Source organism: Paraburkholderia rhizosphaerae, assembly GCF_004366595.1.
Lineage (GTDB): Bacteria > Pseudomonadota > Gammaproteobacteria > Burkholderiales > Burkholderiaceae > Paraburkholderia > Paraburkholderia rhizosphaerae.
Window position 1 is genome coordinate 29546 of the sequence record NZ_SORE01000011.1, and the last position, 23152, is coordinate 52697.

Sequence of the window (23152 nt, forward strand, 5' to 3'; positions counted from 1 at the left end):
TTTCCTGCCCATGATAAACGAGCACAGGTGGCATTCCGGCTGTGTGGACGGAACAGCAAACCCCAAAAGGAGACACACATGGCTGACCAGTACAAGCCCGGCGAGATCGTCAAGACTTCGGGGATTTATTCGGTCGTGCCCGACGGCACTGACGGCTCATTCGAGGTCACCTGTGTGGAAGGGGAACACTTCCCGCCGATGCGCAGCGGTAAGGGCGCGCATTATGAGCTGAAGCGCGCTGCCACTCATGCGCACAAGCACGGCGAGCTCAAGGGCACCGAAGCGCTAGCGCATGCCAACGGCACGGCGCATGGCGGTTGTGATTCCCTGCCTCGTGCGCCAGTAGTTTGCCCACGGGTCGCCACGTCGTGCCTGCTCGCGAGAAGCGGCAGCCGCCATCGAGAACTGGTCACCGCGTTTGATGTCGGCGAGTTCGACCCACGACACGGGCATCGACACCGCGAGGCCCGGCCGCGCACGCACGGAGAACGGTGCGACCGTGCTCGCTCCGCGCCCGTTGCGCAGGTAGTCGATGAAAATCTTGCCCACACGGTTTTTCGGTCCGAGCACGGCGGAGAAGCGGTCCGGTACGACGCGCGCCATGTGCTGCGCGACAGCTTGTGAGAACTGCTTCGCTTCGTCCCACGAATGGCGTCGTGTCAGCGGTACGACGACGTGAAATCCTTTGCCGCCACTGGTCTTGGGAAACGAGCGCAGGCCGAGCTCGTCAAGCACGACTCTCAGTAGCGCCGCCGCTTCGAGCATTGCCGACCATGGGAGTGCTGGGTCCGGGTCAAGATCGAAGATGATCCGGTCCGGGTGCTCGAGGTCGGGCGCACTCGCATTCCACGTGTGCAGTTCGATCACGCCCATTTGCGCGAGGCCGACGAGCGCTTCGACGGTGTTTGAGACGAGCAGTGGCGGATGCCGCGGATTCAGTTCCGGCGGCAACTGCTGGATTCCCGGTATGCGCGCGCGCTCGGAATGCTTCTGAAAGAACAGCTCGCCGCCGATGCCTTCTGGCGCGCGCACGAGCGCGAGCGGCCGGGCACGCAAGTGGGGCAATGCCCATTCGGCGATCGCATCGTAGTAGCGCACGACGTCCAGCTTCGTAAGTCCGGTCGACGGGTCCATGACGCGGTCGGGGTTGGAGATCTTTACGCCGCTCAAAACCGGGGCGCCACGCTTGCGTTTCGCCGGATCGCTGGTTGAATCCGATTGGATGCTGTCAGCGACCTGCACCGCCTCCCGGGTGACTGCGCGAGCCGGCTTGTCCTCCCGGATGGCGTGAAACACAGGGTGTCTGATTTCGCCGCCTTTGGTCCATTCGAGGAACGCGACTTCCGCGACGATCTCTGGCGCAAGCCAGATGAATTCGCGGTCGCTTTCAGGCTGCGGCGGGTTTCGAAACGGTGCCTTGTGTTGGGAAATATCGGCAGCGCGGGCAGCAAATGCGTTCGTACGTGTCGTTGACAGGGTGGGCCGGACACTTCCGGCGTAACGCAGCGTACCGTCGTCTTCGAACACACCGAGCAGTAGCGCATGGAGGCCGGATCGAGCGCCTTTCGCGCGTGAATAGCCGCCCACTACGAATTCCTGCCGCAGATTGCACTTGAGCTTGATCCAGTCATTCGAGCGACCGGAGCGGTAGGGCGAATCTGCGCGCTTTCCGATGATGCCTTCGAGTTTCATCTTGCACGCGGACGCAAGAAGCGAGCGCGGTTCCTGATCGAAATCCTGAGAGAACCGCACGAGCGGGCTATCCACTGATTCGAGCAACCGGGACAGCAGTCGACGCCTCTCGCGCAATGGCTGCTCCCTGAGATCGGAATCGCCGATCCACAGGAGGTCGAATACAAACAGGATGATGTTTGCTGTGCTGCGCCGGTCGAACGCATTCTGCAGCGCATTGAAGTCGGGCTGACCGTTAAGGCCCAGCACGACGGCCTCGCCGTCCATCCATGCGTCGCCCGGCAAAGCTTGCAAGGAGTCGCGCAAACGCGGCAAGCGGTCGGTCCAGTCATGGCCGTTGCGCGTCAGGAGCTGCACGACGTCGCCGGATTTACGCACCATTACGCGATAGCCGTCGAATTTGATCTCGTATAACCATTCGCCATGCGCTGGCGGCTGGCCGACAAGTGTGGCCAGTTCCGGCTCGATTGCAGACGGCATTGAGCCCGGTACATCCACCGCGGCCGGATGGCGGCTGCGCGAAGTTGAATGCCAGCGGGTTGCCATCGGTCTCCTCCGTGCATAGCCCAATCCACGGAATGTACCCGATGGCGCCGCCTGGGAGATCAGGTACGCGCAGTGCGCTGTTGCAACGGCCCATCTACGCGCCGATCACATTCGGCAGAGACCGGCCACAACCTGCCGTTCAGCTAGCGGGGATAGCCGCCGTTTGAACGGCCGCAGTACTCCGGGACCTGACGGACGAGCCACACGCACAATTCGGCCGAAGCTGCCGCCGGCGCGAGCATTGGTCAACGGCCGCAACGATCAGCTTTGCCGACGTTGGGTGCACGACCCATTCGAACGACAGTCTTGCTAGCGTGCGGAGGACAGCCGGTGGCCCGGTGCTGAGGTTCCATCGGTTTTTCGCCTTCCAGAGGCCCTGAGTTATGCAGCCGTATGCTTTGTCCGCTGAGCCGCAAGCCAGACTTGCATAAACTGAGTTGGCGACATGAAGCCAAGCGATGAATGACGACGACTGCGGTTATAAAACACTTCGATGTATTCAAACAAGTCCGCGACGGCTTCGCGATGCGTGCGATACCTCGTGCCGTGCACCCGCTCGTTCTTCAGGCTATTGAAGAAGCTTTCCGTCGGCGCGTTATCCCAGCAACTGCCTTTGCGGCTCATCGAGCAGCGCATGCCGTACGAGCTCAGCTTGCGCTGGAATTCGTGGCTCGCGTTGACTGCCTCTGTCCGAGTGATGCAGCACACCGGGCGCGGGCCGGCGACGGAACCATGCCATCGTCAGCGCGTCGGTTACGAGGTCCGCCGTCATGCGCGGCTTGACGGACCAGCCCACGACCTCCCGGTTAAACAGGTCCAGCATGACCGCCAGATACAGCCAGCCTTCGTCGGTCCAGATGTACGTGATGTCCGAGGTGAACACCTGATTGGGCTCGGCAGGCGTGAAGTTGCGGTTCAACACGTTCGGCGCCACCGGCAGCTTGTGCCGGGAATCGGTTGTCACGCGATAACGGCGTTTGTGGCGGGCCCGGATACCGTTGTCGCTCATCAGCCGCTCCACACGTGCTTTGCTGGCCGGAAAGCCGCGAGAGCGAACCTCTTCGGTCATGCGCGGCGAGCCGTAGGCGCCTTTGACCTCGGCGTGAACCGTCCGAATCAACGTGAGCAACTGCGCATCGGTCAGCCGCTGACGCTCGGGCGTGCCGCCGCGCTTCCAGGCGCGATAGCCATTGACGCTTACACAAAGGACCTCGCACAGCGCCGACAGCGGATAGTGCCGGCACTGCGTGTCAATCCAGGCGAACTGCACAAGGATGGTCCGCCCCTCCCGCAGTCGCATAATCGAGGCTGACACGTACAGCTCCCGAGGAGGTGTGTCATGAGTCAGTGCGCTACACCCGCCATGGCCCGTATGGGCATCGATATCGGCAAATCGGCATTCCATGTTGTCGGGCTTGATGCCGGCGGCAGGCCTGTCTTCAGAGGTCGATTCACCCGCGAGCGCCTCATCGAATTTCTGGCGCGTGCGTCGCCCACGATCGTCGGAATGGAATCCTGTCCTGGCAGCAACTGGCTGGCGAGGAAAGTGACGGATGCGGGACATAGCACCCGAATCGTTCCCGCGCAGTTCGTCAAACCATTCGTCAAGTCCAACAAGACCGACATCGTCGATGCAGAGGCAATTGCCGAAGCGATTTCGCGTCCTACCATGCGGTTTGTGCAGCCAAAGACAGAAGCTCAGCTTGATCTGCAGGCGTTGCACCGTGTCCGGCAGCGACTCGTGTCCAGCAAGACGGCTGTCATCAACCAGGCACGAGCCTTTCTGCTCGAATATGGCCTCACCATTGGTGTTGGCGCTGCGTACTTTGTTCGCGACATGCCGTCGATTCTCTCAGATGACGAGAACGGGCTTACGCCATCAATGCGCCGTCTGCTCGACGAGCTATGGCAAGAATATCGATGTGTCGAAGCGCGCCTGCTGCAACTCCGGCGTCAGATAGAGTCAATTGCGACTGCCGACGACACAGCCACCCGGCTGACGTCAGTGCCGGGCATCGGCCAACTGACCGCGACCGCCATCACCGCATTTGCCGGCAACGGAACGCAGTTCAAATCCGGCCGACACCTGGCCGCATGGCTCGGACTCGTTCCACGCGAGTTTTCCACTGGCGGCAAACAACATCTTCTCGGCATAACTAAGCGTGGCAATCCGTATCTACGCAAGCTGCTTGTGCATGGCGCCCGCTCCTGCGTCCTTCACCTGGACCGGACCAAAGATCATCTCGGTGTCTGGATAGGTCGAATGGAATCAAGAGGAATACATCGCAACAAGGTTATCGTCGCGCTGGCCAACAAACTCGCGCGAATCGCCTGGGTCGTGCTGACCAGACAGGGTGCGTTCTATCTCCGGCAGCCGCGCCAGCAACAGCAATAGGAGGCCTCTGATTACCCTTCCAGGTTTGCAGGCTGTACCTGATGACGACACTGCGCAACGGCGTTCGGTAAACCCGGGTCAAAAAAACGGCCTTCAAGGCCGCGCCACTTATTGGGAACCGAGCGCGCATATCCCATCATGGCCTTGCCGTCAAAAGCGGCTGACTCGCGAGAGGCCGGATACATTTACGCAAACTGCTTCGTCGCACAGGGACTCCCTTGCAAAGCCGGGGCGGACCATACATTTTTTGCGATTTCCAGCTCCCTGCAAGCGCTTGTTCTCCGCTCGAAGACGCGAGAGTTCCATCTGTTCCGCCGTGACCACCTTCGCCCCGGGGCCATTCAGCTTGCCGGCCTCAGAAGCCTTCAGCCAGTTGCGCAGCGTCTGCGTCGACATACCCAACTCGCGGGCCACGGCGCTCACGCCTTGCCCGTCCTTGACTCGTTGCACGGCTGCTTCCTTGAACTCCGCCGTGTACACCTGGTGCGGTACCTTGACCATTCATTCTTTCCTTCCTTTGGGTCGAGTTTACACACGACCTACTGGAAGGCAAAATTTCAGGGGAAGCTCACGATCCGGTCTTGCCCAACCGCGCCGTTTGTCAGCAAGAGCGCGGCGGCGCAGGCTCGCCAACGCATCGGCGAGGCACCAATGACGTGGTGACTTGAGCAGACAGCACGGGCGATGGACGGCACCACGCTGCCCCCGACCGTGAGCACTTTGGCGCGCAGGGCTTACCAACGCTCTTGTTCCAGACGTTCCGTAGTTGATCGATGCCTTGGCGCTCTTGATCAGCTATTTGTGGACGTATTGGCCGTCTGACAAACCCGGTCGACTGTCAGCGCCTTCGCATGGCACTAATGCCGAGTCTGATAGATACATGAGATTCCGGCAATATCGCGAATATGGCCAGAGATGAGCATTGAATGGCCAAAAACGATCACAACAAAACCGCCAGGGAAAACCCGCGAAGCCTAAACTGTTCCTATCAGCGGTCAGGAGACTGCTGATCCTGGCGGGTACAGGGACCTGGTGGCAAGAGTCACGGGGTCTTGCACAAGTTGAGGCGTAATGGATGCATAGAACCTTGCCTCCTTTCGCATGTGGATCTTTGTCTTCGTGTACCTGTGAAAGCCATTGGCCTGGCCATGGTGGAAACGGGCGTTGCCCTGGGTTAATTCGTGGCACATGTCGGGCATCGCCCGACTGAGGACAGAGTCATCATGATGTTGCGCAACCGGAGTACCTCCTTCCTTTTTGGAGGCAATGCTCCCTATGTCGAGGAACAATACGAGGCGTATCTGGCAGACCCGAACACGGTGTCGCAAGAGTGGCGCGCCTATTTCGACGCATTGCAGGGCGCGCCGGCCGTCGATGGATCCGACGCTGTCGACGTCGCACACGCTCCCGTCGTGTCGCGTTTTGTGGAGTTGGCGAGGCGGCCTCGAACGGAAGGACGAACAGAGAACGAAGTATTGAGGTTTGCCCAGAAGCAGGTCGCCGTGCAGGCCTTGATTTCGGCCTATCGCATGGTCGGTACCCGCAACGCGCATCTCGATCCGCTGCGCTGGACCGCGCCAGTGCCGTTGGCTGAATTAAACCCGAGCTACTACGATCTGTCCCATGCGGACATGAACACGACGTTCAGCATGTCGGGCGCCTACTTCTCGGACGAAGATGCAACCCTCGGCGATCTGGTGCAGGCACTTGGAGAGACATATTGCGGGACGTTGGGCGCTGAGTTCATGCATCTGGCTGATCCCGATCAGCGTAACTGGTGGCCAATGCGTCTCGAATCTTCGCGTTCACAAGCTACCCTGGATGCCGGTGACAAGCTGCACATCCTCGAACGGCTGACGGCTGCCGAGGGGCTTGAAAAATACCTGCATGCGCGCTATGTCGGACAGAAGCGGTTCTCGCTCGAAGGCGGCGAGTCGCTCATCGTCCTGCTCGACGAACTCGTTGCGTACGGCGCCACGAAGGGAGTCAAGAGCTCGATTCTCGGCATGGCGCATCGTGGACGATTGAACGTTCTTGTCAATATCGTGGGAAAGCCGCCGGCTGCGCTGTTCGACGAGTTCGAGGGGAAGACCGCGAATCTGCTTCCGGCGGGTGACGTCAAGTATCACAAGGGTTTTACCGGTCTGCTTCCGACGGCGACCGGACTGGCAGAAGTGACGCTCGCGTTTAACCCGTCGCATCTGGAAATCGTCAACCCGGTTGTCCAGGGTATCGCTCGCGCGCGAGCCGAAGTATTGGGGCAAGGTCCGGGCGCGGTCCTGCCGGTGGAGATCCACGGGGACGCCGCGATTTCGGGGCAAGGCATCGTTATGGAGACGATGAACCTGTCGAATACCAGAGGCTACGGCACGGGCGGCACGATACATGTGGTCGTAAATAACCAGGTTGGCTTCACCACTTCCGACCCTAGAGATGTGCGTTCGTCGTTCTATTGCACCGACATTGCAAAGATGATCGAGGCGCCGATTCTGCACGTGAACGGCGACGACCCTGAAGCGGTTATTGCCGCAACGCGCCTTGCGATCGATTTTCGTGCGACATTCGGGAAGAGCGTCGTTATCGAGCTGGTTTGCTTCCGCCGCCACGGCCACCAGGAACAGGACACGCCCGACATCACCCAACCGTTGATGTATCGTTCCATTGCGGGCCACCCTGGCGTTCGTACCCTCTATGCAAGGAAGCTTGTGGACGAGCGGGTTGTGACCGCGGAAGACGTGGAGAAGTATCTCCATGACTACCGCGACCGTTTTGACGCTGCGCAAACCGCTGAAGAGAAGAAGCCGGTCGATCAAAAGAACGAGGAAGTGAGCTGGCCGCAACTGCTCGATGGAAACGTTGGTCGAATTTACTATGCGGCTCCGTTGCCAGACCTCGTCCAGAAACTCGCTCTCAAGATCACCAGTATTCCAGAGCAATACTCGCTGCATCCGCTTGTTGGGCGTGTGATGTCTGCGCGTCGCGAGATGGCGGAAGGCAAGCGTCCGCTCGACTGGGGCATGGCCGAGCATTTGGCCTTTGCCTCTCTGCTCTCGGCTGGCATTGACGTGCGCCTGAGCGGGCAGGACAGTGAACGCGGTACGTTTAGCCATCGTCACGCGGTGCTTCACGACCAGAAGCGGTCGATACGGGCAGAGGGCACGTACGTCCCGCTGCACCATGTGTCAGAAGACCAGGGGCGCTTTTCGGTGAGCAACTCGGTGCTGTCGGAGGCCGCAGTTCTAGGTTTCGAGTACGGATACTCGATCGTTCGGCAGAACGCGCTCGTATTGTGGGAAGCACAGTTTGGCGACTTCGCAAACGGGGCGCAGGTTGTGATCGACAACTTTCTCTCAGCTGGCGCCGCAAAGTGGGGGCAACACAGTAGTGTGACGATGCTGCTCCCGCACGGTCAGGAAGGGGAAGGTCCGGAACATGCGTCCGCGCGCCTCGAGCGTTACCTGCAACTATGTGCACAGGACAATATGCGAGTCTGTCAGCCCACAACACCGGCTCAGATGTTCCACCTGCTGCGGATGCAGGCCGTGCTGCACGATCGCGTTCCGCTCATTGTGATGACGCCGAAGTCGCTTCTGCGCCACCCGGAGGCTGTCAGCAGACTGGACGATCTCGCGAGGGGCCGATTCAACGAGATTCTTGCCGAATCGCCTTCGAAGGATGCCGCCTCCAAAGTCGACCGGGTCATCCTGTGTTCGGGGAAGGTCTACTTCGAACTTCTGGAACGTCGTCGTAAGGCCCAAAAGGACAATATCGCCTTGATTCGCGTTGAACAGTTGTATCCGTTCCCCGCGAAACAGATCAGTTCGGAACTGGAGCGCTACCCGAATCTGAAGAGCGTCGTCTGGTGTCAGGAAGAGTCGAAGAACCAGGGTTCATGGAATTTCGTCATGGAACCGCTGCTGGAAATCGTAAACGGGCGTGCAGCGCTGCGCTATATCGGGCCTGAAGCAACCGCATCGACCGCACCGGGGTACAAGTCGATGCACGTCGCACGTCAGGAAAAGTACCTGCACGCGGCAATTGATGTGTAACGAGGCGGCGAGGGCGAGTCGGCGGCGACGTCACCGATTCACCTGTAGTGCCACTTCCCAAGTCGCTTGATGCACAGTTCGAACCGTTCGCCGAAAAGCCCAGGCTACGAGCAAGCAGTGCTGGCGCTGAACGTCGCAGGGCCGATGGATGTTTTCACCGAGGCGAACAATTTCCTTCCCCCGGACCAACAATATGAAATCACCCTTGTTGGCATGCGCTCCGGGAGCGTTCGATGCTCCAACGGTATGGGACTGAACGTCGGAATCGACTACCTGCATTACCAGGAACAACCTGACCTGCTTCTCGTAGCAGGTGGCCCAAAGCTTCCGGAGTTACACCCTCCGCCCAGCTTTCTTCGGTGGCTCAGCGCGAAAGTAGAGGGTTGCCGGCGCTTCGGCTCGGTTTGCAATGGCGCTTTCCTCCTGGGCCATGCCGGATTGTTGGATGGCAAGGAAGTGACCGCCCATTGGGATTACATTGATCGCCTCGCCTCTCAATTTCCAGAGGCTGATGTCCGGCCGGACAAGATTTTCGTCCGCGACGGTAGTCTGTTCACCTGTGCGGGCGTCACAGCTGGAGTCGACCTCAGTCTTGCCTTAGTGACAGAGGATTGGGGGCACGAGATGGCGCTACGCATTGCGAAGCGTCTGATCGTGTACATCCGCCGTGAGGGTGGTCGGTCGCAAGACAGCCCCTATCTCGCGGCTGGTCCGAAGGAAGAGACCGTCGTGGCGAAGGTGCTGCGCTATATCACTGAGCACATTAGCGAGCCACTGTCCATCGAGCAGTTGGCTGATGCCGTCGCGGTCAGTCGGCGGACTTTTTTCCGTGTCTTCGCAAAAAACGCCAATATGACGCCTTCGGCTTTCGTGGAGCAAATGCCGTTTATTTTTCCCGAAAGTTGCTCGAGGAGACCGACTTGCCGCTGAAAACGGTGGCGTTTCGAAGCGGGTTCCGTAGTGGTTCTCACATGAGGGCTATCTTTACGAGGCGGCTTGATATAACTCCGCGGGAATACCGTCAGCGCTTTCGTCGTCAAGATTTAGAGGAGCAACGAGACGAGTCCTATGATTTATCGATGTCCGCTCGTGTGCGCGAAGCATACTCACCACACTTGTGTCTTATGGAGATGGATGGCAATAGTGTCTGACGCTATGTGGATTCAGCAAGAGCGTTGAAGTCCGCGATTCGCCGTTTTCCGTTGCCAAACGACTGCTCTATGGCACTGAGCGTACATGTCGGTGTCGATACATGAACGTAGGCTAAGGCCGACGACATGTCGGCGAGGACCATGAGCGACTGGCCGTTGCACATCATCAAGAGACGCTCGGCGTACCGAGGGCCGAACGGCCGAGGTGGGTCGAGAGTTGCCTTCCGAGCCGTTGTGAAGTTTAGCTAACGCTCGTTGGGACCCGCACATTCGAACACCTTGAGCAGGTCGTTGTGAAGTTCAGAGACGTCGAGCATTCGGCGGGCACGCGTCAGCGCGACATACAGGAGCCGTTTCTCGTCCTCCGCCATCGTTGTGCGGCCGTCATCCTCCGTTTTGAAGCGAAAATCGCCAGTAACCCTCACCCGGTCCCATTCGAGTCCTTTTGCCCGATGAACGGTCGATATCACATAGTCGGCTTCACTTTCGGGCGAGATCCGGGAGAGAAGCGCGCGCAGGAAATCCGTTCCTTCGCGATCGATGATCTGGACGATCGGCAACAGGTCGCGGCCTGCGTAACTGCGGGCATATTCCTGAACATCGCTCCACGATTCGAACAGCGCGAGCGAGGTCGGCCGGTACGCACGCTCGCCACGCTTCAACCGGTCAGCGCCATCCGCAAACGCGAGTATGTCCTCGACGTTGGCCCGAACCGCGACCTTGTGGCCATCTCGCAGGCCGTTAGCCAGCGCACCGACCACCGTGACGTTTTTCCGGCACAGGATGGCGTCGACGGGTGGTGTTTCGCCGCCTTCAACGAGCCGGGACTGGATTGCGGACTGGCCACGCAGCGGCGTGCGCTCGCCAAGCAGCCGCAGGATTCGCGAGGCAAGCGCTGCAAAGGTGTGGCCGAACCGGAACGATTCGGTCAGCGCGCACTGCGGCGCGTCGATGTACTGCATTGCGTTGACGGCGCCGCGCCATTCGTAAATCTGTTGGTACGGGTCGCCTACGTAGATGATCTGTGCGCTCTGACGGCGGAGGACTGACAGCATCAGTCCGTCGCTGTCCTGCGCTTCGTCGAACAGGATGAAGTCCGCATTGATTGCTGGCCTCGCCTGTTCCCAGACCTTCAGATAAACATCGGGTGTGATCGCCGTCTTTCCGGTCGGGCTGATGCTTTCCTCCCAGTGACGTACAACGTGTGGCAGGAGCATCGCCCGCAGATCAGCCGCCGCGGTCTCTTCGATCTTCTCGTCGACGGGAATATGCCATTCTTCAGGCGCAGACTGAGCCGAGCGGCAGAAGCGCGCCGCGCCGTCGGCCACCATGCGCCCGACGTGAAACGCCGACAGCTCGAGCGTCTTGCCGATGATGGTGGGAACGCGCATGAGTCCGAGACCGTAGCGGCTCGCCAGATGGTGCGGTGGCTCCTTCGGCAGATTGAGCCGCGCGGTCAGCGCACGATCGACGGACGAGAAGGCGACGGAATGCACCGTCCGGCAGCTGACGTTCGAAGGAAACTTGCGTTTCCCGTCGTTGGCGATATCGCGGTTGAACGCGAGGTAGTAGCCGCGCCTGTCGGGGCGGGCACGGGCAACCAGATCCAGCGTCGCCGTCTTGCCTGCACCGGCGTATGCCTTCACCTTGAGATTGCCACCAGCCGAAACGGCGTCGAGTACGGCGTTCTGTTCTTCCGTCGGTGTGATTGTCCGCATGTTAGTGTGGTGAATGCCCTCGTTGCCGATCATAAGAGTGTCGCGCAGCGGCGGCCGCGCAACGCCGCGAAAGCCGCCCGAATCGGGTGAGCTTTCCGCTGCGCGAATTGCGACGGCATCAACCGATGGCGTCGGCCAGTTCTTCAGATAGCGGCTTCGGGACGGCGTGCGTCGTCTGCACGCGCGTGCGGCCGGCAATGATCGTGTCCGAGCTTATATAGATGGTCTCCCTTACGCGCGTGCCGGTCACGGCAGCGTGGCTCGCGTGGTAGGGATTGCCGCGACGCACATAGTCTTCAAGGTCGACCTCGATGTCGTAGGCGCTGCTTCCCACATTGCCGCTCACGACAAGCCGGATCGCGTTAAGCGGCAGACCACGCAGGTCCAGGTCGAGAATCCGGTTGAGAATCTGGTCACGCACGTTGGACGACGAGGACGGCGTTTGAAATGCGACTGCGGAGTCGAACATCTGCACGACGACGAGCCGCTTCGTGCCGTTCGTGAAGACAATCCTGTATTCGAGCACGCAGGGATCGGCCGACTCGTCCGGATAGATGATGTGCTTGAACGGGCCCTGATATTCCATTGGAAGCTCCTTTGCTGGAATTGCCGGTTCGGTTGAACCGGTGATCCCAGCCTACGGAGCGACCAGCGAAGTCAAGTCAGCTCTACTGATTGAAGAATGGATTCACGTTGCTCAATAGTGGCGCGCAGACGCACCACGGTGCGCTGGCTCGTCAGCCCGAGCAGCCGGCTCACATCGAAGTTGCTGCGACCGTCGAGCAGCTGCCGGCGAGCAAAGGTGTTGCGCAGTACCCGTGGACTCATGTCCGGCGCGCGGAATCCGATCGCTTCGAGCGCCTCGCGCACCACCGCACCCAGCAGTACGTCATTGACCATCCCGCCGCGCCCGGGCGCCGGAAAGAGCAGCGCGTCGCCGGCGTCCGGCTCGCGCGTCTGCCGCCACCTGGACAGACTGTCGATCGCAAACGGCGGCAACGGAATTCGCCGCGACTCGCGCGGGCCGCGCTTGGGTACCTCCAGATGCGGGCGGATGCCGTCGACGCTCAAATGGTCGCATTGCGCCTGGCGAAGCTCCGTCGCTGAGATGCCGGTCGCGAGAAAGAGGGCGACGATCGCGCGATTGCGCAATGCGCGTGCGTCGTCACCGGCTGCAGGCTCGACCCACTCCTGAAGCCGCGCGTCCGAGTCGACATCGAGGAAGAGGGGAACCGGCTCGTCCTCTGGCCATCGCTCGAAGGCGGCCATGGCGGTGACCGGATTCTCTGTCCGGATGCCTTCCTCAACGAGGTGACGACACAGCCTGTCGAGCATCTTGCCGTAGCGCAGGCGCGTCGTGGTGCCCGGCGCGCAGCGCGTCTCGACGTCTGCGAAGAACGATTCGACATGCGCTGCGCCGAAGGTGGCCAGCGTCACGCTCTTTGTTGTGAGGTGCCGAAGAAAGCGCTCGAACATCGCCGCATGCTGGATGCGTGAGCGTGCGGAAAAGGGACGGCGATCCGCACCGACTGCGTCAGTTTCCTGCCAGAGCCGGTACGCATCCGCTGGGGCTGTCATCCATTGCGAGTCTCGATCCATGGTCTTCGGCTTATATACTGAGTTTGGCTCTTTGCCACCCTATGGCGAATCTTCGATTCGCCAGTCAGTCTTTAGAGAGAAGGGGTTGTACGTCACACCGTCAGGATGCCTGAAGCTGCTTGTTTCGGGCGCGGAATCAGGCTTCAACTGCTGCCTCGACCGACACCGTGATCGGCGCGGGAACGCGCGCGCGCCGGCGCCGTGAATGAAGTACCGGTTGCTGCACGCTGATCGCCAGCGGCGTTGCGGCCACCGGGCCTCGCCGCTTGAGGATGTCGATCGCCAGACCATCTTCTGCTGGCCGCAGGCCAAGCCTTAATGTGGCCGGTGACGCTTGCGTCGCGGCCCATTCCGGGCGGACGACGATGAACAGGGTCTCCGACGACTGTGCCGCCAGATGCAGCCGTCTCAGCGATGCCTGTGGCACCTGCTGAAGCCAGAGGAGCAAGGCTCCGAAACTACCCGTCCTGAGAATCTGTTCCGCTGCCCAGAGCTTGTCAGCCATCCTGGGTGCCTTGATTTGCACGATCGCGTCGAGCGGCAAGCCGATCGACCCGAGTCCGGGTCCATACAGTGGATGGGGTGGCTCAATCAGTCCGACCGGTCGCTTTCCCAACGATGCAAGGGCAGGTTGCAGGAGTCTCAATTCGCCGATGCCGGAATGCTGCGGCAATAGCTCGATCAGCGCGCCGACCGGCCAGCCGCCACCGGGCAACTCTGCAGAGAGGGATGCGTAACCGGTCTCAACGGAACGACCGTTTCCGCGCGCGAGCTGCGACGCCCGCCATAGCGACGGGTGAATTTCATCAGGGTCGTTACGGTCTACGGCCGAAAACATTAATCAGGATTCCGATCAGATGACGAAGCGGAATCGAATTCATGCACGAGCGCGCGCATGATCGCATAGACCGCCGGCAGCGGGTCATCGTCACGCTGCCAGTCCACGGGCGAGTCAAGATCAGGGCCAGCGAGACGACTGTCGACAAGGCGAGCAAAGCCGTTGCGGACTGCCTCTGCGTGTCGCCCCTGAAAACCCAGATCCGCAAACGCCTCCTCCTCGATATCGACAAGCAGGCGCCATGTAGGCGCCGGTACCCAATGTCCCAGCTTTTTCTGATGCAGCAAGCGAAGATAAGGCTGGGCTATCAGTGCGACGACGCGCTGCAGATCCATCGCGGCTCGTTGAGCCGCCCTTTCGAGCGCGACAGGATCGACCTCCGCGCTGTCCTCGCCTTCCATCAGCGGGAATTCCAGTTCACCGGACATGCTCGGCTCCTGGTTCAGGTCGCCCGGCGGGCCGCCGGCGAGCGATGTGACAGCAGCTGACGGATCCGGGCGAGATGCTGGTCCGCCACCCTGTGGTCCGCATCCGCGCGCGTCGACCGACGCGGCGCCGGCGGCCAAACACCGAGATAGCGACAGACGGCCGACAGGTACGGTTTCGCCCTGACGCCAGCGAACTGTTCCCGGTTTGCAGCCAGCTGGCGCGAGGCATCGGCCACACGGGCGTCGCCGACGTGGGTGCGCAGCCAGGCAAGCGTCTGCCGATCGCCGTCGTTGAGGATCCGGACAAGGTGCTCCATATTCACCCCCTGTTTATCCATACAGGTGTAAATATATACAGCCTTCCGGTAAAGGACAAGCAGGACGCGCCAGGGTACGCGTCCCAAGCTCGCCCGGGTGATTCCGCCCGGATATATCGTATGATTTAATCCCCGCTAAACTGAGAGAAACCGTGTACGCCCCGAGATTCGCCGCCTGCGTATTCATCCTGGCCACTGCCGCCGCATGCTCAAGCAAGCAGGACGCCAACACCTCCAACTTCGAGGAGGCAGTCACCGCCGGTCTGGCCAGGGGGCCTAGCATGTGCAGAACGATCTCGTTCAACTGGCCGAATGTTGCCCAGGATTCCGAGCCAGATACGCCACTGATGACCGCGTTGAGCAAGGCTGGCGTGTTAAAAGCTGAGCCAGTGTCAGTCACAGGCTGGTTGGGCCGACGTTATCCGGGACACCAGTACACGCCGACTGACGAGGGCAAGAAATACATAACGCCTGACGGCACCATCTGCTACGGCAAGGCCAAACTCGTGAAGATACTGAGCTGGGATCCGGTCGTAAAAGTCGCGGGCACTTCGTTTACCAAAGTGTATTTCACGTATCGCATCGACGGTTTGCCCGAATGGGCGTTGCGACCGGACGTCCAGGCCACCTTTCCCAATCTTGCATCAGCGGTACAAGGTCAGGAGCACGCACGGATGGCGATGCCGATGGCGCTAGCGGACGGGCACTGGCAGGGGGAGTGATTCCGGCTACAAGTGTCAGGTGCGCTTGTGGAGTAACCGCAAAAGTTCCTCGCGGAGCTCCGAGATGTCGAGTACGTGCTGTGCGCGCGTGATCGCGACATAAAGCAGGCGCATTTCTTCGTCGTCCACGCTCAGGCGACCGTCGACCACTCCGAACCGGAAATCATTCACCACCTTCACGCGTTTCCATTCCAGTCCTTTGGCGCGATGCACGGTGGAGATAACGTAGTCTGCAACCGGCTCTGGTGTCGCGCGGCGAGCGAGCGCCCGAACGTAACCGGTACCGCATTCCTCGACGATCCGGACGATTGGCAGAAGATCGCGCCCGACCGCACTCCGGGCGAACGACTGTACCTCACCCCAGTTTTCGAAAAGTGAAAAAGCGGCAGGACGATAGGCACGCCTTCCCGCGATTAGCTGGTCGGCACCATCCGCGAACGCTTCGATTTCGGCCGCGCTCATGCGGATCGCCGGCTTATGGCCCATCTCCAGCCCTGCAGCCAGGTGCCAGATGGCGGTCGCATTCTTCCTGCACAGGATGGCGTCAACCGGCGGTGCGATCGACGGGTCCTCAACCATAATTGAGCCAATCGTATTCTGGCCTCGAATCGGTGTACGCTCGCCAAGCAGGCCAAGCAGACGGCTTGCGAGCGCTGCGAAAGTAGGACCGAAGCGGAAGGATTCCGACAATGCGAGTTCGGGCGCCTCGATGGACGCCATTGCATTGATCGCGCCTCGCCATTCGTATATCTGCTGGTAGGGGTCGCCGACGTAGATGATCTGTGCATGACGCTGTCGCCCAAGCACCGACAGCATGACACCGTCACTGTCCTGCGCTTCGTCGAAAAGAATGAAGTCGGCATCCAGACGCGGATTGGACAATGCCCAGACCTTCAGGACGACGTCTGGTCCGATCGCCTGATGTGTCCGGGGAGCAATGCTTTCCTCCCACAGACGGGCGACATAGGGCAGTAGCGCCTCACGCAGCCATTGCGCGGCCGCCTCGTCGATTTTTTCGTCCACGGGGACGTGCAACGCTTCAGGCGAGAGCTGCGCCGAGCGGCAGAAGCGACCAAGGCCATCGACGATCATCCGGCCGATGTCGAATGGAGTAATCTCGAGCGCCTTGCCCGTGATGCCGGGCAATTCCAGCGCACCCAGCTGATAGCGCGCAGCCAGTTCGTGCGGCAGTTCGGCGGGAAGATCCAGGCGCGAACGCAGCGCTGCGCCGACCGATGCATAGGCGACCGAGTGCATCGTACGCGAGACGACGTTCGGCGGGAAACCGCGGCGCGCATGTTCTGCGATCTCCCGGTTAAAGGCAAGATAGCTGCCTCGTTTGTCTGCGAGGCGGCTGGCAACGAGCCGCAGTGTCGACGTCTTTCCTGCTCCGGCAAATGCCTTGATTTTCAGGTTGCGGCCGTGAATAACTGCATCCACGATCGCGTCCTGTTCAGCAGTGGGAGTGAATGAACGTGACATGCGAGAGCCGCCAGGAAATCCGTAGTGTGCCCGAAACTCGCTCGCGAGCAGCACTCCATCCGCGGCGGCGGCGCAAAAGGGACTGCTGCGCAGCTTACCGACGTAAAATGCTTTCGACTCTTACACAACGACAACTAACAATGGACTCAAAAACCTATAGCTGGTTTATGCGGGCGTGTGAAAAACTGGATGAAATCCAGCGTGAGTGCGTAAAATGGGCTGATGCGCCCTCAAATGTGTTCCAAGGTTCTCGTCGTTTTGCTTGGTCACTCGGGTACCAAGACGTATCGAAACTGTTCGACGATTTTCTAGACATCTGGCATGAGCGGATGCGACCGTATAAATGGTCAAAAGAGACCATGCGACTCGTCAGATTCGAACATCAACGTGACTACCATTCATTCATCTTTGTCGAAATTGCAAAGCTGCGAGAAGCAGCGAGATTGGAATTGGACACCCATTCCGACGGACGAAGCGATCCCAACATCCCACTTTTCGACCTACTTCACCCAATCATCGCAAATCGCGCGTGGGACTTGTATACGGCGGCGCATTACAGGGCGGCTGTTGAGACTTCGATAACGGCTGTTTTTGACTACATCAGGGTACGGGCCGATCTGCAACTCGATGGCCAACAATTGGTCACGGAGGCATTTAAATTAGAGGGTGGCAGGCTAGTCGTCAGCACACTCGAGACAGAGTCTGGACGGAACGAGCAGAAAGGTTTTATAAACATCTTGACCGGTGCTTATCAGGCCATCCGAAATCCGCTCGCGCACTCGACAATTCATCGGCTATGGCAAAAAGAAGCTGCGGAACATTTAGTTTTCGCAAGTCTTCTCGCACGCACCGTTGACCATGCTACTGGAGTCGATCAACTTCCATCAGAAGTGTAAGCTCGCTTCGGCCAAAGCCGTCCAGGCGACCTGTCCTTAAATCGTAGAGCGACGAAATGAAATTGCCCACGAGAGCGATTTGCAACCGCGTGCCGGAGACCGTATTAATTTCGTCACCGTTGCGACAATGAAATTGTCAATCGGCGTAGACCGGATTCGATATCACACTGGTGCCGACGTGGGCGGCAATCGACGAGCTACGATTGGTTGCCAACACGGTGAAGCACGCCGACGGCGACTCTGCGGACTTGCTGAAGGCAGCGCGGCCCGAGTTCTTCGAACCGGAGCATGCGACGGGCGAAATCACGACGATGCCCTTTCGTTACGAGCCTCGTGTCTATCGACCCATGTCCGGAGAAGACCTGTACCTCACGGTGGCCGATCTGCGAGCGTAAGGCCGCGCGATGATCGAATTCTGGGATGAATTTGCGGATGCTCTGGAACATGCGTAGCAGTGCATTCAGGCAGTGGACATCAATATCAACGAGGGGAAAATGTCAGACGTCAATCGGGAACACATCGAGCAGCTGGTCAAGCAACCGGGCGAAAGTCTGGTCGTTGAGATCAAGACGTGGATCTCAACGGACGATCCGGCAGGACGAGCCAAAATCATCAAGGGAGCGATTGCTCTCCGAAACCGGGGCGGCGGTTATCTTGTGATCGGATTCGACGACAAGACAATGACGCCAGACAAAGACAGTGCACCAAAAGATGTGCGCTCGACCTTCCATGTCGACGTGATCCAAGGGCTGGTCACGAAGTATGCGTCTCAGGCGTTCGAGATCGCGGTCGAGTTTGTTGAACACGATGACGTCATTCATCCCGTTATTGTCGTGCCGCCAGGAGTTCGTACGCCCGTTTTCGCAAAACAGCAGCTGACGGGCGACGGTGGAAAGATGCTCGTTGAGCGCGATGTCGCCTATGTCCGCACACTGAACAGCAACAACACACCGAGTACGGCAAAGGCGCAGTATAGGGATTGGGACGAACTTTGCGAGATCTGCTTCAACAATCGTGAGGCCGACATCGGGCGGTTTCTTCGCCGACACCTTGCAGCTGCTGACCCTAGCGCGCTTCGCGAATTCGCTTTGACATTGGCCGGAAATGGGCCAGTTAAGGAATCTGTCCGTGAACGCCTCGACAAAATCATGGCGGAAGGGCTGGGGCGCTTCCTGGCTGTGACGAAGGAGCAGGGCAGCCTGCCAAAGCACGGGTCTTGGGAAGTCGCGTTGATCATCGATGGCCAGTTCCCGCCGCAGACTGGCCTCGATGAATTCGCGAATCTATTGAGCGCAAGCAATCCGTCGCTGAGCGGCTGGCCCGTGTGGCTGAACAGTCGTACGTTCCAGGACGCAGATAAGCGCCCCTATGTATTTGACAGTGCGTGGGAGACGTTGATCGTCGCACTCGACCCGAACACCTTCACGCACGTCGACTTCATGCGCGTGCATCCGAATGGCAGCTTCTATAGCTATCGAGCGCTTGACGACGATATCTCATCGGGCACCCGCGCTCCGACGCCGGGCACCGCACTTGACATCGTCCTGCCCATCACGCGCGTAGGCGAAACCATCGCTGTCGGACTGTCGTTCGCGAGGGCGCTCCAGGCGGACGAACAGACTAACCTGCAATTCCTGTTCCGTTGGACCGGCCTGAAAGATCGCGTGCTCATGTCATGGGTTGAACCTGGACGTCATGTCAACCCGCGCACATCGCGCCAAGACGTCGTGACATCCACGCTAACTGTCCCCCTCGACACCGCACCGAGCACGATCGTCGAGTACGTCAAAGCGGCGATCCAGCCACTCTATCAGGTGTTCGACGGCTTCACGATGCCGGACTCAGTCGTCGAAGGCCTGATCCAGAGGATGCTTGCACGGCGCTTTTAACCTGCACAAAGCAGCGGATACAGAACGCAAGTTCAAGTTTACGACTTGGGAGCCAACATGGTCGCGGCAACACGAACGCTCAATCCGCTCCACTTCGAAGACCTCGAACCCAAGCGGTTCGAAGACTTGATACGGCAGCTGGTCTACGACTTCAAGCCATGGCGCCGCCTCGAGGCAACTGGTCGAGCTGGATCCGATGACGGCTTCGATGCGCGTGGATACGAGATTGTCGAAACGGAGCCGCCGTCGGCGTCAGAGACCGATGACGAAGAGGTCACGGTGGTCGGTAGTGGTGACCGGCTGTGGCTCGTTCAATGCAAGCGCGAGCGTGCAATCGGGCCAACGAAACTTCTGCAGTACCTGAACGAGATCCGACTGGCCCATGGCGAGGTACTGCACGGCATCATCTTTGCTGCGGCGTGCGATTTCTCGAAGACCGCGCGGGATCGATTCCGCCACCAATGTGCTGCGATGGGCTTGCAGGAATGGCACCTCTGGGGGAAAGCGGAGATCGAGGATCGACTGTATCGGCCGGAGAATGACGGGCTGCTGTTCGCGTACTTCGGCGTGTCACTGACCATTCGCCGGCGTTCACAGCGTACAGAGCTGCGTGCCAAACTGGCGATGAAACGCAAGGCGATCCGACTGCTCGAGTCTGCCGAGAACAGCACGGTGCTGCTTCGTTCGCCCGACGCGACCACGTATCCCGACCACGAAGAGATACTGAACTTCGACAAGCAGCCGCAATGGTTCGTTCGGAAGTATCTGGGCCTTTGCCACGATGGTCTCGAGTTCTTGACGCGCCGTCATTTCGCCTACCTCGCCGATGATGAGGAAATCTGGGACGCGATGTTCTGCTGCAACGAAGCCATTAACCTGGGCGGCGAGACGCCGTGGCCGGTTCCTCAGATTGACAGCGCGATACGCGCCGAAGCTCTGCGAGTGTGGAAGCAGCTCCCGGCTGAAAATCGCGTTTGGCTCGACGTCGTCGCTGTCATCCCGTTCGAAAGCATCCTGGACATTGACGATATCGGTGATGAGTTCGTCAGCGATCCGCATATCTATGTCCCGTTCAATGGAGAGAGTGGGCCATTCGCGCATGCGTGCGGGCGCATCGCGAGATTCACTGATTGGAGTGGCCCTCATCATTGGATTCAAGACGAAGAAATACACCGCGTCGATAAGTTCCCTGCGCATCTTCGCCATCGACCCGTCTCTCAATCCTGATGAACAACTAGTGCGCGCATAAGCGACGCAAGCGTACGCCAGGTGTCCGGTAAGGGGTGCCTTCAGGATTTGGAATTTAAAGCACGATAGCCGCACTGCAGCCTCAAGAAAATCAAGAAGTTACTGCTGATGGCGAGGCCCTGTTTGCGTGAGCAAACGCACTAACTGCGCCAAGCCTTATGTGGCAAGGACTTTCGGGCAGCTAGCGTACATAAAAGTCCGAATCCTGAAGGCACCCCATCAGGCACGGCAACATGCGCTGCCAGTTTTCAATCCAGACTCGCGCGGCGGCCAGTTCGGCCGGCGCAACCCGCCGGATCGTACATGTGTCTACGTCGAGAACTCGATCTGGCTTCGTTGCATCGACTTCGCAAGACCGATCATCAAGGATAACTAATTCATTCCGATCAACATAACGAACCCAGAAGTCCGCGAGTCGCTTGTGCCTGTCAATCTGTATGTACCCCGGCCGCTCACAGAAGGCGACTACTAACGGATCGGCTTCGAGCAACACCCACTGCTCAACCAGGGCGCGGCGATAGAACGTCATCCGGCGTGCGAGCTTGGGGCTGAACGCTTCGAACCGATGTGCTCCGCGCGGACGGGCGAGCGCGACCGGCTCTGCGGTGTGCAGAGAATGTTCCATAAGATCAACCGCTTACGGGCGGGATTCGAAGTGTAGGAGGCGAATTGACGAATTTAATACGGACATACGCGAATTGACGCTTTTATTACGATTCAACGGGACATAAAAGTGTCAACCAGCGCGCGCCATGCCGCGTCATTGCTAGACCGGGCGTTGACGCTTTTATTACGGTCTACGTGTACCGACCTCGCGCTCTACAGAGTATCCCCTCTCTGCGCTACGGGCCCCAAGAGACGGTGTTTGTACAAAGCCGAATTAGTCCTCGCGATGGTCGGGTAGCCTAGACCGCGCGAGAGCAATCGATTGATGCAGCTTTGCCTCGAGCGTCGCGCGCGGTGGTAGCACAGTCAGATATTCTGCGACGTGAATGCCGCTCTTTCCTAACTCAAGTAGCTCGATCTGTTCCTGCTTTTTGCCAGCGCACAGGATGATGCCGATCGGTGGTTGCTCATCCGGCTCCTGCTCATACTTTGCGAGCCAACGCAGATAGAGTTCCATCTGGCTCTTGTGCTCCGCCTTGAACGCGCCAAGCTTCAGCTCGATCGCGACGAGTCGCTTCAGCTTACGGTTGTAGAAGAGCAGATCGAGATAGAAATCATCGTCGTCGATCTGCAGACGCTTCTGCCGCGCCACAAAGGTGAATCCGGCACCAAGTTCTAATAAAAACTGCTCCATCTCACGAAGAATTGCGTCTTCCAAATCCCGCTCGAGGTAGCGATCATTCAGCCCCAAAAAATCCAGCACGTACGGATCCTTCAACACCAAGTCGGCGGTTACCTGGTGAGCATCTCTTAAGCTGGAAAGTTCGTGGCGGATGACTTCCTCCGGTTTCCGCGAGAGGGCGCTGCGCTCATACAGCATTGACTCGATCCGCGCATGCAACTGGCGGGATGACCAGCGCTCCAGGCGGCACAGCTCAATGTAAAAGTCGCGTTTGAGCGGATCTTCGACGTAGATCAGCGTCTTCAGGTGCGTCCAGCTCAATTCTCTCCGCACTGCGGAGACAATCGCTTCATCGGCAAATACCTCCGCAAGGCGCACGCAATGGCGCAACTGCTTGTCGCTCCAACCGCGACCATATTCCGCAGTAAGCTGGCGCGCCAATGACCTGATTACCTCCTGCCCGTATTCCGCGCGAGCGCCGCGCAACACCTCCACCTGAATACGATGCCCGACCTGCCAGTACAACAGTGTCAGCTCCGCATTAACTGCAGCCGCGGCCCGCTCGCGCGCCGAATTGATGAGCCGTCGCACTTCGTCAAACAGAGGAGAAAGTGTAAGGTCGCTCATATTTCTTTGCTCAGGTATTTGGTCACCGCATTAATGACCGCTCGAGGTCTGGTCTTCGAATCCGTCACGGCACAGATGCTCCGCGGGCGCTCGGAATTGTCTCCGCACCGCGGAGACAATTGTGGACACCCCGCTCTACGTCGGCGGCATGACATTCGCTGCGCGCCTCACGCCAATCACCGGTGCGACATTTTCCATGTCGCCATGTATGCCTGGAAAAGGTCTGCGTTCGTGGCGGAGTGTCACCAAGTTCGGGACGGCTCCAGT

Annotated in this window: 16 protein-coding genes and 5 pseudogenes; 9 read left to right on the forward strand and 12 right to left on the reverse strand. The window is 59.4% G+C overall.

What is annotated here, in order from left to right; all coding sequences use genetic code 11:
* Positions 1 to 78: 78 nt before the first annotated feature.
* Positions 79 to 285: pseudogene (locus tag BX592_RS34420) on the forward strand (hypothetical protein); the annotation flags it as partial.
* Here BX592_RS34420 and ligD read toward each other — a convergent pair.
* Positions 286 to 2238 (reverse strand): DNA ligase D, encoded by a 1953-nt coding sequence (ligD, locus tag BX592_RS15715; protein ID WP_243849560.1) that lies wholly within the window; start codon positions 2236 to 2238, stop codon positions 286 to 288.
* Between the two features lie 381 nt (positions 2239 to 2619).
* Positions 2620 to 3532, reverse strand: a pseudogene (locus tag BX592_RS15720) (IS3 family transposase); the annotation flags it as partial.
* Between the two features lie 45 nt (positions 3533 to 3577).
* Between BX592_RS15720 and BX592_RS15725 the strand changes: the two are divergent.
* Positions 3578 to 4633: an IS110 family RNA-guided transposase gene (locus BX592_RS15725; protein ID WP_134192760.1), complete on the forward strand. Its 1056-nt coding sequence runs from the start codon at positions 3578 to 3580 to the stop codon at positions 4631 to 4633.
* Positions 4634 to 4878: 245 nt separating this feature from the next.
* On the opposite strand, the pseudogene BX592_RS15730 reads toward BX592_RS15725, so the two are convergent.
* A pseudogene (locus BX592_RS15730) lies at positions 4879 to 5134 on the reverse strand (transposase); the annotation flags it as partial.
* Positions 5135 to 5856: 722 nt separating this feature from the next.
* Here BX592_RS15730 and BX592_RS15740 point away from each other — a divergent pair.
* Both BX592_RS15740 and BX592_RS15745 read left to right on the forward strand, forming a co-directional pair.
* Positions 5857 to 8682, forward strand: coding sequence for a 2-oxoglutarate dehydrogenase E1 component (locus tag BX592_RS15740; RefSeq protein WP_134192761.1), 2826 nt, complete (start codon positions 5857 to 5859; stop codon positions 8680 to 8682).
* A gap of 69 nt (positions 8683 to 8751) precedes the next feature.
* Positions 8752 to 9833, forward strand: a pseudogene (locus tag BX592_RS15745) (GlxA family transcriptional regulator).
* A 245-nt stretch (positions 9834 to 10078) separates the two neighbouring features.
* Here the strand turns inward: BX592_RS15745 and BX592_RS15750 are convergent.
* The 6 genes from BX592_RS15750 to BX592_RS15775 all read right to left on the reverse strand — a co-directional run bounded on the left by BX592_RS15750 (position 10079) and on the right by BX592_RS15775 (position 14733).
* On the reverse strand, positions 10079 to 11584 hold the full coding sequence (locus BX592_RS15750; RefSeq protein WP_243849561.1) for a 3'-5' exonuclease: 1506 nt from the start codon (positions 11582 to 11584) through the stop codon (positions 10079 to 10081).
* A gap of 85 nt (positions 11585 to 11669) precedes the next feature.
* The gene (locus BX592_RS15755; RefSeq protein ID WP_134192762.1) at positions 11670 to 12137 is read right to left on the reverse strand and encodes a hypothetical protein; all 468 of its coding nucleotides are present in this window, start codon (positions 12135 to 12137) and stop codon (positions 11670 to 11672) included.
* Between the two features lie 71 nt (positions 12138 to 12208).
* On the reverse strand, positions 12209 to 13027 hold the full coding sequence (locus BX592_RS15760) for a tyrosine-type recombinase/integrase (RefSeq protein WP_341804388.1): 819 nt from the start codon (positions 13025 to 13027) through the stop codon (positions 12209 to 12211).
* A gap of 259 nt (positions 13028 to 13286) precedes the next feature.
* Positions 13287 to 13988, reverse strand: coding sequence for a translesion DNA synthesis-associated protein ImuA (imuA, locus tag BX592_RS15765; RefSeq protein WP_134192764.1), 702 nt, complete (start codon positions 13986 to 13988; stop codon positions 13287 to 13289).
* On the reverse strand, positions 13988 to 14416 hold the full coding sequence (locus BX592_RS15770) for a DUF2471 family protein (RefSeq protein ID WP_243849562.1): 429 nt from the start codon (positions 14414 to 14416) through the stop codon (positions 13988 to 13990). Before BX592_RS15770 ends, imuA begins: the two co-directional genes overlap by 1 nt.
* A 14-nt stretch (positions 14417 to 14430) precedes the next feature.
* Positions 14431 to 14733 (reverse strand): CppA family protein, encoded by a 303-nt coding sequence (locus tag BX592_RS15775; protein WP_134192765.1) that lies wholly within the window; start codon positions 14731 to 14733, stop codon positions 14431 to 14433.
* 152 nt (positions 14734 to 14885) lie between these two features.
* Here BX592_RS15775 and BX592_RS15780 point away from each other — a divergent pair, with 152 nt between their 5' ends.
* Positions 14886 to 15455: a hypothetical protein gene (locus BX592_RS15780; protein WP_134192766.1), complete on the forward strand. Its 570-nt coding sequence runs from the start codon at positions 14886 to 14888 to the stop codon at positions 15453 to 15455.
* A gap of 15 nt (positions 15456 to 15470) precedes the next feature.
* Here BX592_RS15780 and BX592_RS15785 read toward each other — a convergent pair whose 3' ends face one another.
* Entirely contained in the window at positions 15471 to 16937 is a 1467-nt protein-coding gene (locus BX592_RS15785; protein ID WP_134192767.1) for a 3'-5' exonuclease, read from the reverse strand.
* Between the two features lie 140 nt (positions 16938 to 17077).
* On the opposite strand from BX592_RS15785, the gene BX592_RS15790 reads away from it, so the two are divergent.
* From BX592_RS15790 to BX592_RS15805, 4 genes are all read left to right on the forward strand, one after another.
* Positions 17078 to 17833: a TIGR02391 family protein gene (locus tag BX592_RS15790; protein WP_166676368.1), complete on the forward strand. Its 756-nt coding sequence runs from the start codon at positions 17078 to 17080 to the stop codon at positions 17831 to 17833.
* A gap of 203 nt (positions 17834 to 18036) precedes the next feature.
* Positions 18037 to 18228: a hypothetical protein gene (locus BX592_RS15795; protein ID WP_134192769.1), complete on the forward strand. Its 192-nt coding sequence runs from the start codon at positions 18037 to 18039 to the stop codon at positions 18226 to 18228.
* Between the two features lie 72 nt (positions 18229 to 18300).
* A complete protein-coding gene (locus BX592_RS15800) occupies positions 18301 to 19722 on the forward strand; it encodes an AlbA family DNA-binding domain-containing protein (RefSeq protein ID WP_243849563.1) in 1422 nt (473 codons plus the stop codon).
* A gap of 57 nt (positions 19723 to 19779) precedes the next feature.
* Complete coding sequence (locus tag BX592_RS15805; protein ID WP_134192770.1) at positions 19780 to 20949, forward strand: PDDEXK family nuclease; 1170 nt, start codon at positions 19780 to 19782, stop codon at positions 20947 to 20949.
* Between the two features lie 238 nt (positions 20950 to 21187).
* Here BX592_RS15805 and BX592_RS15810 read toward each other — a convergent pair.
* A pseudogene (locus BX592_RS15810) lies at positions 21188 to 21595 on the reverse strand (hypothetical protein); the annotation flags it as partial.
* A gap of 255 nt (positions 21596 to 21850) precedes the next feature.
* Positions 21851 to 22885 carry a PDDEXK nuclease domain-containing protein gene (locus tag BX592_RS15815; RefSeq protein WP_134192771.1) on the reverse strand — a complete coding sequence of 345 codons (1035 nt, stop codon included), beginning with the start codon at positions 22883 to 22885 and terminating at the stop codon, positions 21851 to 21853.
* Positions 22886 to 23152: the final 267 nt, after the last annotated feature.

What these genes read in the sequence shown, in the direction of transcription:
- BX592_RS15770 (WP_243849562.1), bottom strand. Translation starts at nt 14,416, where the DNA reads ATGTCCGGTGAACTGGAATTCCCGCTGATGGAAGGCGAGGACAGCGCG.
- BX592_RS15755 (WP_134192762.1), bottom strand. Translation starts at nt 12,137, where the DNA reads ATGGAATATCAGGGCCCGTTCAAGCACATCATCTATCCGGACGAGTCG.
- BX592_RS15775 (WP_134192765.1), bottom strand. Translation starts at nt 14,733, where the DNA reads ATGGAGCACCTTGTCCGGATCCTCAACGACGGCGATCGGCAGACGCTT.
- BX592_RS15760 (WP_341804388.1), bottom strand. Translation starts at nt 13,027, where the DNA reads ATGTTCGAGCGCTTTCTTCGGCACCTCACAACAAAGAGCGTGACGCTG.
- BX592_RS15805 (WP_134192770.1), top strand. Translation starts at nt 19,780, where the DNA reads ATGGTCGCGGCAACACGAACGCTCAATCCGCTCCACTTCGAAGACCTC.
- BX592_RS15815 (WP_134192771.1), bottom strand. Translation starts at nt 22,885, where the DNA reads ATGAGCGACCTTACACTTTCTCCTCTGTTTGACGAAGTGCGACGGCTC.
- imuA (WP_134192764.1), bottom strand. Translation starts at nt 13,988, where the DNA reads ATGTTTTCGGCCGTAGACCGTAACGACCCTGATGAAATTCACCCGTCG.
- BX592_RS15790 (WP_166676368.1), top strand. Translation starts at nt 17,078, where the DNA reads ATGGACTCAAAAACCTATAGCTGGTTTATGCGGGCGTGTGAAAAACTG.
- BX592_RS15785 (WP_134192767.1), bottom strand. Translation starts at nt 16,937, where the DNA reads ATGTCACGTTCATTCACTCCCACTGCTGAACAGGACGCGATCGTGGAT.
- BX592_RS15740 (WP_134192761.1), top strand. Translation starts at nt 5,857, where the DNA reads ATGATGTTGCGCAACCGGAGTACCTCCTTCCTTTTTGGAGGCAATGCT.
- BX592_RS15750 (WP_243849561.1), bottom strand. Translation starts at nt 11,584, where the DNA reads ATGATCGGCAACGAGGGCATTCACCACACTAACATGCGGACAATCACA.
- ligD (WP_243849560.1), bottom strand. Translation starts at nt 2,238, where the DNA reads ATGGCAACCCGCTGGCATTCAACTTCGCGCAGCCGCCATCCGGCCGCG.
- BX592_RS15725 (WP_134192760.1), top strand. Translation starts at nt 3,578, where the DNA reads ATGAGTCAGTGCGCTACACCCGCCATGGCCCGTATGGGCATCGATATC.